This window comes from Mesorhizobium sp. M1A.T.Ca.IN.004.03.1.1, from assembly GCF_003997555.1.
Taxonomy (GTDB): Bacteria; Pseudomonadota; Alphaproteobacteria; order Rhizobiales; family Rhizobiaceae; genus Mesorhizobium.
This window is the reverse complement of the sequence record NZ_RZTV01000596.1, coordinates 1-257: the sequence shown is the minus strand read 5'-3', so window position 1 is coordinate 257 and position 257 is coordinate 1. Positions and strand designations below refer to the sequence as shown.

Below are 257 nucleotides of genomic sequence, written 5' to 3'. Positions count from 1 at the left end.
ATCGTCTGGATCGGCGCACTGCTCGCTGCCCTTCTCGGCCTCGACCGCCTGTTCCAGGCCGAGCGCGACGACGGATCGCTCGACTTGATGCTGATGCAGGAAACGCCGCTTGTCCTGACCGTGCTCCTCAAATGCTTCGCCCACTGGACCGCGACCAGCCTGCCACTGGTCATCGCTTCGCCGCTGCTCGGCCTGTTCATGAACATGGACGAGAGGGCGATCGGCGCCACAGTGCTCACGCTTTTCGTCGGGTCGCC

General features: G+C 64.6%; 1 protein-coding gene. It reads left to right on the top strand.

Annotated elements, in window-relative coordinates; translation table 11 throughout:
• Positions 1-257: heme exporter protein CcmB (locus EOD29_RS33025; protein WP_206520581.1), on the top strand; the 257-nt coding region annotated here is incomplete at both ends.